This is a genomic window from Brevundimonas sp., assembly GCF_044239655.1.
Classification (GTDB): Bacteria; Pseudomonadota; Alphaproteobacteria; order Caulobacterales; family Caulobacteraceae; genus Brevundimonas.
This window is the reverse complement of the sequence record NZ_JBIIAY010000130.1, coordinates 1-8,245: the sequence shown is the minus strand read 5'-3', so window position 1 is coordinate 8,245 and position 8,245 is coordinate 1. Positions and strand designations below refer to the sequence as shown.

Below are 8,245 nucleotides of genomic sequence, written 5' to 3'. Positions count from 1 at the left end.
GAGGTGTTCGAGCTGGAGGACATCAACGCCGAGTTCGCCAGCTGCGACGTCGCCTTCGTCATCGGCGCCAACGACGTCACCAACCCGGCCGCCAAGACCGATCCGACCTCGGCCATCTACGGCATGCCGATCCTCGACGTCGAAAAGGCCGGCACCGTCCTGTTCATCAAGCGCGGCATGGCGGCGGGCTATGCGGGGGTGGAAAACGAGCTGTTCTTCCGCGACAACACGATGATGCTGTTCGCCGACGCCAAGAAGATGGTCGAGGGGATCGTGAAGGGGTTGTGATCCCTGTCGCGCGCCGGTGAACAGACGAAATGACCGTGGCACGGCTCATCGCGCCCCTGTTCCTGATCCTCGGTCTGGCGGGTGCAGCCTGTCGCGAGACGGGCCCTGACAGCGAACCTGAGCGCGGCGAGCAAGCCGCTGAGGCCAACCCGCCCGCCGCTTCGTCTGCCCGGGTCGAGGTGCCCAAGGTGGAGCGCGAAGGTGTGTGGCAGCCGACGGCCGGCGGAACCCAGATCCCGCTCTGGCCCGCCAACGTCCCGCTGGCCAGGCCCGACAGCGGCGACCGGCCCGAGGCGACGGGCAACGGCTCGCCAACCGTCGGCGGGCGGATGTGGCACTGGGCCAGCTACGTCACCCGACCGACCATGACGATCTATCGGCCGAAGGGACGCAATACGGGGGCGGCGATGCTGGTCCTGCCCGGTGGCGGCTTCCGCGCGGTGGCGACGGATCTCGAAGGGACCGAAATCTGCGACTGGGTCGTCCAGCAGGGCATGACCTGCGTCATGGTGAAATACCGGACGCCTCAGGTGTGGCCGAGGGAGAATGGCCGGCAGCGAAGACCGGATGTGCTGCTGGGTCTCGAGGACGCACAGCGCGCGATGGGACTGCTGCGCGAGCAGGCGGCCGCATACGCCATCGATCCCGACAGGATCGGCGTCATCGGTTTTTCGGCCGGCGCCTATCTGGTGACGGCCATGAGCAACACCGAGGCGCGCACCTATCCGCCGACCGACGCGGCGGATCGACAGTCGCCGAGGCCCGACTTCGCGGTCGTCGCCTATACCGCCCGTGTGCTGGACGACAGTCGAGGCCGCAACAGTCTGGAACCGGCACCCTGGGTCAGGATCAGCCCGAACGCGCCGCCGACGCTTATCCTGCATGCCATGGACGATCCCGTGGACGATGTACGTCAGGCTATGGCCTACGCGTTGGCGCTGAACGACGCGGGCGTACCGGTCGATATGCGTCTCTATGCCAAGGGGGGCCACGCCTTCGGTCTGCGCCCGACCCCGGATCCGATCACGCGCGAATGGCCGGGACAGGTCGAGCAATGGTTAAGGTCGTTGGGAGTCCTGTGACCCGGACGCTGTCGCAAAAACCGGTGCCTCAGCGCCCCGCCAGGTTCCGCTCCACCTCGTCCGCGTCATAGACCTCGGCGCGATCCGGTTTGGTTCCGCGTCCCAGCCGGACTTCCAGCACGGTCGAGGTTGGGGAGGGGCCAGAGATGTTCAGGCCGACGCCCACACCTGTGCCAGACGTTCGCCAGCCGCCGTAGTTTGACGATCCATAGCCGACGGACACGGTGGGCCGGACGCCGCCGGCGCTGTCGGGCCGGCCGTCGATGTAGCGTTGGGTGACCTCGAACCAGTCGTAGCCCTGTTGCGACGTCAGCTGGGCGGCGCGGAGCAGGGCGCGGTCGGCGACGGGGCCGGGGGCACCGACACCGGAATAGGTGACGCGGTATCGATCGCTCTCGATCCTCTGTTCGGAGAAGCCCTGTCCGCCCGGCCCCGTCTGGGGGCCATAGGGGGCGAGGCTGGCGCAGGCGGTCAGGGCGGATGCGGAGAGGGTGACGGCGAGGATGGACAGGCGCTTCATGGGTAGACTCCCGGTGTGGGAAGAAAGCGATGGCGGGAGAAACGGGTTCCTCGACCTTCTCTTTCCTTTCGTCATTCCGGGCGCAGCGCAGCGAAGACCCGGAACAAGGCGGCGCCGTGGCGAAGCGCAGGCGATAGCGGACACAGATGCGTGCGTTACAGGTTCGCGCTCTCGCGCGCCGCCTTGTTCCGGGTCTACGGCTCGCTGCGCTCACCTTCGCCCGGAATGACGAAAGCTGTAGAGTTCAGACCTCCAGCCCCATCGCCGCCGCCAACGCCCGGAAATCCTCAGGCGGGCCCACGCTGACGACCTTTCGTCCGCCGTCGGGATGGGGGAAGTCCAGCGATGCGGCGTGCAGCATCAGCCGCCCGGCTCCGCGCCCGGCCGCCGTCAGGGCCCCGCCGTATTTGACGTCTCCGATCAGGGGTCGCCCGATCGAAGCCATGTGGACTCGCAGCTGATGCATCCGACCGGTCAGGGGCTCCAGCTCGACCAGGGCGCCGTCGGGGCTTTCGGTCAGGGTGCGATACCGGCTGGTCGAGGCCTGGGCGCCCGGCTCCTCGGCCGAGGCGACGCGCATCGAGCTCTCGCGGCCGACCTCGACCCGCAGCAGGGGCGTCTCGATCTTTCCGGCGCGGGGTTCGGGGGCCGCCGAGACCAGGGCCAGATAGGTCTTGGTCAGCTTGCGCGCCTGGATGGCCTTGCCGAGATAGCCGGCCGCCGGCTTGGTCTTGGCCGCCAGGATAACGCCCGAGGTGTCGCGGTCCAGCCGATGCACCAGCTCCGGCCGCTTGCCGTTTGACCGGGCGAAGGCCCAGATCAGGTCGTCCAGGGTGTGGACATGCCGGACCCCGCCCTGGCTGGTCAGGCCAGACGGCTTGTCGAAGGCGATGATGTGGGCGTCCTCGAAGATCACCCACGACCGGACGGCGGCGATCTCTTCGGGGGTCAGCTCGGGCGGCGGTCGGGTTCTCACCCGGCCCCGGTTAGCGCAGCACGCCTCGCTTGCCCATGCTCCAGGCGTACCAGAGCAACAGCGCCGCGATTACGACGATGACCCAGGGCATATAGGTCATGATCGCCATGGCGGGCGGCAGGTCCGGCATCGGGTGCATCAGGCCGTACAGGGCGCTGGCGACCGCCCCCACGATCGAGACCGCGAACGCCGGCACGGCCAGCCGGTTGCGGAGCAGCAGCAGGATCGACCCGATCACCGCCCCCCAGACCCCCAGGATCCATGGCGCATACATCCAGGCCGGCATGGCGTTGTAGTAGTCGATCATCGGTTGGGTCATGCCGGACTCGCGCCAGTAGGCCTCGCCTCGCGTCACGCTCATGATGAAGTCGAACCCGCCATAGGCGTTCCACAACAGCGACAGGCCCCCCACGACCCACAGATGCCAAGGCGTCTTCGTTCCAGCAGCCATCGTTCCCCTCCCCAGGATTGCGATTGGACAGCCAAGCTATGCCGTAAAACCCCGCTCGGCAAATGAACGGCGATCAGTCAGCCCTAGCGGACGTAGACCAGCCGGCAATCGCCCTCGATCACGGTGTATCGGCCGTTTGCGGCGTCGACGAACGACGTCCGGTCGTCGCGATGGCTGACCTTGCCGGTCGATCGCCCCTGATAGGTCTGGGTGCCATAGGTCCAGCAGGTGATGTCGGCGGGCTTGTCGCTGAAGGTCGCGTCGTTGCGCGCGCGCCCGCTGTCGGTGCAGCCGGCCAGGGCGGCCGACAGGCCCAGGGCCGCCAGGATGATCTTGGTGTTCATTCGTCCCTCCGATGTCGCCCGGCCACTATCGCCCGCGCCCGTGATGAAGGCGACCCGTTTCATGCGGGATCGACGACCTTCCACGGCGGATCGATCCGGTTCCCGCCAGCGAAATAAAGACACAGGTGGTTGCCGTCGGGATCGCGCAGCCAGGCCTCGCGCCACAGCCACCTCTGGTCCACCGGCCCGCTGTCGAACGCCATACCCGCCGCCTTGAGCGCCGCGACGCGTGCGTCCAGATCGGCGCATTCGATATAGACGCCCGTCCCGTTCGGCGTCACGCCATCGGCCAGATGGATCGAGAAGGTCGCCGGGTTCTCGCCTTCTGCGGCCGGACAGACGAACCGGGCATAGTGGGGGCTCGACACGATCAGCGTCAGCCCCAGCCGCTGATAGAAGTCGCACGACCGGGCGATGTCGGTGACCTCGACGGTGACCTGATTGAGGTTCATTCGCCGACGTCCTGCATCGCCGCCCGCATCACCGCCCAGCGTTCCAGACGCGCCTTGACCTTCTCCTCATGCCCCTCGCCCTTGGGCTTGTAGAAGGTGCGGCGTTCCATCTCGTCGGGGAAGAAGTTCGCGCCCGAGAAGCCTTCGGGTGTGTCGGGATCGTACTGGTAGCCCTTGCCGTAGCCGAGCGACTTCATCAGCTTGGTGGGCGCATTGCGGATGTGGGCGGGGGGCATCAGGGAGCCAGTCTCGGCCGCGGCCTTCTTCGCCGCCTTGAAGGCTTCGTAGACGCCGACCGACTTGGGCGCGGTGGCCAGGTGGACGACGGCCTGGGCCAGGGCCAGTTCGCCCTCGGGTGAGCCGAGGAAGTCGTAGGTGTCCTTGGCCGCGTTGGCGACCAGGATGGACAGGGGGTCCGCCTCGCCGATGTCCTCCACCGCCATCCGCACGATGCGCCGCGCCAGATACAACGGATCCTCGCCCCCGTTCAGCATCCGCGCCAGCCAATACAGGGCCGCGTCGGGGTCCGACCCGCGCACGGATTTATGCAGGGCGGATATCAGGTTGTAGTGTTCCTCGCGCGACTTGTCATAGGCGGGGGCCCGCTTTTGCAAGGTGCCGGCCAGACCCTGGACGTCCAGCACGACGTCGTCGGGCAGGGCGAACAGCACCTCGGTCATGGTCAGCAGGTAGCGGCCATCACCGTCGGCCAGGGCCAGCAGGGCGTGGCGCGCCTCGGCCGTCAGCGGCAGGGGCTTGCCTTCGTGGGTCTCGGTCCGGACCAGCAACTGATCCAGCGCCGCATCGTCGAGCCGCTTCAACACATAGACCTGCGACCGCGACAGCAGGGCCCCGTTCAGTTCGAATGACGGGTTCTCGGTCGTGGCACCCACCAGGGTTACGACCCCCTCCTCGACGAAGGGCAGGAATCCGTCCTGCTGGGCGCGGTTGAAGCGGTGGATCTCGTCCACGAACAGCAAGGTCGATTGCCCCGCCGCGCGTCGCATCCGCGCCGCCTCGAACGCCTTCTTCAGGTCCGCGACGCCCGAGAAGACCGCCGAGATCTGCTGGAACTCGTATCCCGCCGCCCGGGCCAGCAGGCGTGCGATCGTGGTCTTGCCCGTGCCCGGCGGCCCCCACAGGATCATCGAGCCCAGCCGCCCGGCCTCGACCATCCGCCGGATCGGCCCGCCGTCGCCCAGCAGGTGATCCTGACCCACGACCTCGTCCAGGGTGCGCGGGCGCAGACGGTCGGCCAGCGGGGCGTCGGGTGGCAATATGCCGGAGGCTTCGAACAGATCGGTCATGAACGCTCAGAGATAGGCGTTCGCGACCGTCATTTCACCCGGCGAATGCAGCCTAGCTGACCCGGCCTGTCATGATGCGGCCCTGACGCTGGATCACGACTTCCGAACCGCGCGCAGCCTGGGTGACGGCGGCCAGGTCGCGGGCGGGCCTGCCATCGACCCTCAGCACCACATCGCCGCGCTGGAAGCCATTGCCGGAGGCGTAGGTGCCGCGCGGGGCGCTGACGATGATGACACCCTGCGCGAACGGATCGCCGCCCAGCCGGTCGGCCAGCGCGGGCGTCAGGACGGCGGCTTCGGCCCCGGCGAAGGAGCCGCGACGGATGGTTTCGGGCACCACCTTGGTATCGCCGGGCAGGGGCTGGACCCTTGCATTGACCGTCACCGGCCGCCCGTCGCGCAGCAGGGAGATGGCCACGGTGTCGTTGGGGCTGTGGGTGCCGATGCGGAAGTTCAGGCCGCCCTGATCGTTGACCTCCTGCCCCGCGACGGCGGTGATCACGTCGCCGTCCTGGATGCCTGCGCGGGCTCCCGGCCCCCCGGCGTACAGCTCGGTGACGATCAGACCCTGGGGCCGGTCCAGGCCCAGGCTGCGGGCGATGTCGGCGGTGACGCTGTCGCCCTTCACCCCCAGCCAGGGCCGCACCACGCTGGAGGCACCACCCAGGGCCGAGTCCACCACCCGCCGCACCATCGAAGCCGGCACCGCGAACCCGACCCCGGCCGAGGAGCCCGAGCGCGAGAAGATCGCCGTGTTGATGCCGATCACGTCGCCGTCCATGTCCACCAGCGGCCCGCCGGAGTTGCCCGGGTTGATCGCCGCATCGGTCTGGATGAAGGAGCCGCTGTCGCTGATGCCGGTCTCGGTGCGGTTCAGGGCCGAGATGATGCCGTTGGTCACGGTCTGGCCGACGCCGAACGGATTGCCGATGGCCAACACCAGGTCGCCGACCTCCAGTTGATCCTGATCGTCGATGGCCAGGACGGGAAGGGCGCCGTTGACGTCCTCGAGCTGAAGCACGGCGATGTCGGAGCGTTCGTCGGCCAGGATGACGCGGGCCGCGAACTCGCGCCGGTCGTTCAGCACGACGCGGATCGCCTCGGCCCCCTCGATCACGTGGTTGTTCGTCACCACCACGCCGTCGGAACGGACGATGACGCCTGATCCGGCCGACTCCGCCACCCGCTGCTGGGGGCCGAACATCTGGAAGTAGGGATCGCGTACGGTCCGGACCGTGCGGGCCGAGATATTGACCACGGCGGGCGCGGCCTCGCGCACCACGGGGGCGAAGCTGGACTTCATCTCCATGGCGCTGCCCGGAACCTGGCGGCTGTTCGGCTCGGCGAACACGCCTTCCTGGGCCCTGGAGGAGTTGGCATTGCCGCAGGCGGCGAGCGTCAGGGCGGCGGCGAGAACGAGGCTGGAGGATTTCATGCGATCTCGGATCATGGGCGTCAGTCGGGATTGAAACGGCGGTGGCCCGCAGGCCGGATGCGCATATCTGTCCCCTATTTCGTCGGGATCAAGGCGTCGGAACCTGATCCGCCCCCGTCGCCGTCACCCTTGCGGCGACCATCCCGCCGGCGCGAGGTCAAAGCCCGCGAAATCGAACCCTGGCGCGACGGTACAGCCGCACAGGGTCCAGTCGCCGGTGGTCCGTGCCGCCTGCCAGGCCCCGGTCGGCACTACGCCCTGCGGCCTCTGTCCCGCGTTCACGTCGGGGCCCAGAACCACCGTCCGCCGCCCGCTTTCGTCCGCGATCTCCAGCTCCAGCGGCGCACCCAGATAGAAATGCCAGAGCTCGGCCGCATCCACGCAATGCCAGTGCGACCGCTCACCCTCGCTGAGCAGGAAATAGATCGCCGTCCCGACCGACCGCCCGTCCACCTCGCGCGGATCGCGAAACGTCTCGCGATAATGCCCGCCCTCGGGATGCGGCTTGAGGTCGAGCAGGGCGATGATCTCGGGGGCGGTGAGCATTTGAGAGGCGTATTCGTTTCGTGATAGGGTTCGGGTCAAGCCTTGCCGAGCAGAGGCATTGAGCGCGGAGAGTCGGGTGCTCGTAGTCTTACTCATGATGGCGGCTAGCGCTCCACAGGAATCCGGCACACCCGCGCAGCCGGTACCGCACTATTCCGGTCCAATCCCCCGAGTCGAATTCGTACCCACGCCTCGTTATCCCCGCAGGGCCAGAAGGCTCGGCGTAAGTGGCGAGGCAAGGGTGGAATGCAGGGTCAACCACCAAACGCGGGGGATGAGGGATTGCCGAATACTGGAGGAGACTCCGGCAGGATACGGATTTGGCGATGAGGCCCTGTCGGTGATGCGGCGCGCCCGTCTTGACGAGGCGTCGGTCCGGTCGGCCGCGCCTGAGGCCGTCGTCTCGGTGCGGATACCATTCAACGTCATCGACGATGACTGAGATCAAGATGGTTCGGGCGCGGCGTGTGCGCGCCTTGCCGGACTACCAACTGGAAATCGTGTTCGATGACGACACGATGGGCGTCGCCGATCTCAGTGATTTTGTCGGGACCGGGCCAATGATGCAGCCCCTGCGCGACCCTGCCTTCTTCTCGCGCGTCTTCATCGAGATGGGCGTCCCGACCTGGCCCAATGGTTGCGACATTGATCCGATAAACCAGCACATGCTGTTTCGTGAAGCGGGAGCTTTAAGGCCGGTGAGCGCAGCGGCGTAAACTGCCGCTACCGCCCGCGCGTCAGCGCCCTGTATTCGACCAGCCGTTCCTTGTCGCGGCGGACCTGGTCGCCGACGGTGTTGTCGACGTCCAGCGAGGCGTAGCGGACCCAGCCCTCGACCCCCAGC

At 67.6% G+C, this 8,245-nt stretch carries 12 protein-coding genes; 4 read left to right on the top strand and 8 right to left on the bottom strand.

The window, feature by feature from the left end:
• Both ACILQR_RS14190 and ACILQR_RS14185 read left to right on the top strand, forming a co-directional pair.
• Nucleotides 1-288, top strand: a 288-nt coding sequence (locus ACILQR_RS14190) for an NAD(P)(+) transhydrogenase (Re/Si-specific) subunit beta (RefSeq protein WP_395652042.1), incomplete at its 5' end; no start/stop codon positions are given.
• Nucleotides 289-323: 35 nt separating this feature from the next.
• Nucleotides 324-1,370: an alpha/beta hydrolase gene (locus ACILQR_RS14185; RefSeq protein ID WP_395652041.1), complete on the top strand. Its 1,047-nt coding sequence runs from the start codon at nt 324-326 to the stop codon at nt 1,368-1,370.
• 28 nt (nt 1,371-1,398) lie between these two features.
• Here ACILQR_RS14185 and ACILQR_RS14180 read toward each other — a convergent pair whose 3' ends face one another.
• The 8 genes from ACILQR_RS14180 to ACILQR_RS14145 form a co-directional block, all read right to left on the bottom strand.
• The gene (locus tag ACILQR_RS14180) at nt 1,399-1,890 is read right to left on the bottom strand and encodes a CC0125/CC1285 family lipoprotein (protein ID WP_395652040.1); all 492 of its coding nucleotides are present in this window, start codon (nt 1,888-1,890) and stop codon (nt 1,399-1,401) included.
• 244 nt (nt 1,891-2,134) lie between these two features.
• Nucleotides 2,135-2,866 (bottom strand): RluA family pseudouridine synthase, encoded by a 732-nt coding sequence (locus ACILQR_RS14175; protein ID WP_395652039.1) that lies wholly within the window; start codon nt 2,864-2,866, stop codon nt 2,135-2,137.
• Nucleotides 2,867-2,876: 10 nt separating this feature from the next.
• Complete coding sequence (locus ACILQR_RS14170; protein WP_395652038.1) at nt 2,877-3,317, bottom strand: hypothetical protein; 441 nt, start codon at nt 3,315-3,317, stop codon at nt 2,877-2,879.
• Nucleotides 3,318-3,400: 83 nt separating this feature from the next.
• The gene (locus ACILQR_RS14165; RefSeq protein WP_395652037.1) at nt 3,401-3,661 is read right to left on the bottom strand and encodes a hypothetical protein; all 261 of its coding nucleotides are present in this window, start codon (nt 3,659-3,661) and stop codon (nt 3,401-3,403) included.
• Nucleotides 3,662-3,720: 59 nt separating this feature from the next.
• Nucleotides 3,721-4,113 carry a VOC family protein gene (locus ACILQR_RS14160; RefSeq protein WP_395652036.1) on the bottom strand — a complete coding sequence of 131 codons (393 nt, stop codon included), beginning with the start codon at nt 4,111-4,113 and terminating at the stop codon, nt 3,721-3,723.
• A complete protein-coding gene (locus ACILQR_RS14155) occupies nt 4,110-5,420 on the bottom strand; it encodes a replication-associated recombination protein A (protein WP_395652035.1) in 1,311 nt (436 codons plus the stop codon). Before ACILQR_RS14155 ends, ACILQR_RS14160 begins: the two co-directional genes overlap by 4 nt.
• Before the next feature lie 52 nt (nt 5,421-5,472).
• A complete protein-coding gene (locus ACILQR_RS14150) occupies nt 5,473-6,855 on the bottom strand; it encodes a trypsin-like peptidase domain-containing protein (protein WP_395652034.1) in 1,383 nt (460 codons plus the stop codon).
• A gap of 123 nt (nt 6,856-6,978) precedes the next feature.
• Nucleotides 6,979-7,401 (bottom strand): cupin domain-containing protein, encoded by a 423-nt coding sequence (locus ACILQR_RS14145; RefSeq protein WP_395652033.1) that lies wholly within the window; start codon nt 7,399-7,401, stop codon nt 6,979-6,981.
• Between the two features lie 94 nt (nt 7,402-7,495).
• Here ACILQR_RS14145 and ACILQR_RS14140 point away from each other — a divergent pair, with 94 nt between their 5' ends.
• Both ACILQR_RS14140 and ACILQR_RS14135 read left to right on the top strand, forming a co-directional pair.
• Nucleotides 7,496-7,843, top strand: coding sequence for a TonB family protein (locus tag ACILQR_RS14140; RefSeq protein ID WP_395652043.1), 348 nt, complete (start codon nt 7,496-7,498; stop codon nt 7,841-7,843).
• Entirely contained in the window at nt 7,836-8,117 is a 282-nt protein-coding gene (locus ACILQR_RS14135) for a DUF2442 domain-containing protein (RefSeq protein WP_395652032.1), read from the top strand. Before ACILQR_RS14140 ends, ACILQR_RS14135 begins: the two co-directional genes overlap by 8 nt.
• Nucleotides 8,118-8,245 lie beyond the last annotated feature (128 nt).

What these genes read in the sequence shown, in the direction of transcription:
- ACILQR_RS14160 (WP_395652036.1), bottom strand. Translation starts at nt 4,113, where the DNA reads ATGAACCTCAATCAGGTCACCGTCGAGGTCACCGACATCGCCCGGTCG.
- ACILQR_RS14145 (WP_395652033.1), bottom strand. Translation starts at nt 7,401, where the DNA reads ATGCTCACCGCCCCCGAGATCATCGCCCTGCTCGACCTCAAGCCGCAT.
- ACILQR_RS14140 (WP_395652043.1), top strand. Translation starts at nt 7,496, where the DNA reads ATGATGGCGGCTAGCGCTCCACAGGAATCCGGCACACCCGCGCAGCCG.
- ACILQR_RS14150 (WP_395652034.1), bottom strand. Translation starts at nt 6,855, where the DNA reads ATGAAATCCTCCAGCCTCGTTCTCGCCGCCGCCCTGACGCTCGCCGCC.
- ACILQR_RS14135 (WP_395652032.1), top strand. Translation starts at nt 7,836, where the DNA reads ATGACTGAGATCAAGATGGTTCGGGCGCGGCGTGTGCGCGCCTTGCCG.
- ACILQR_RS14170 (WP_395652038.1), bottom strand. Translation starts at nt 3,317, where the DNA reads ATGGCTGCTGGAACGAAGACGCCTTGGCATCTGTGGGTCGTGGGGGGC.
- ACILQR_RS14165 (WP_395652037.1), bottom strand. Translation starts at nt 3,661, where the DNA reads ATGAACACCAAGATCATCCTGGCGGCCCTGGGCCTGTCGGCCGCCCTG.
- ACILQR_RS14180 (WP_395652040.1), bottom strand. Translation starts at nt 1,890, where the DNA reads ATGAAGCGCCTGTCCATCCTCGCCGTCACCCTCTCCGCATCCGCCCTG.
- ACILQR_RS14155 (WP_395652035.1), bottom strand. Translation starts at nt 5,420, where the DNA reads ATGACCGATCTGTTCGAAGCCTCCGGCATATTGCCACCCGACGCCCCG.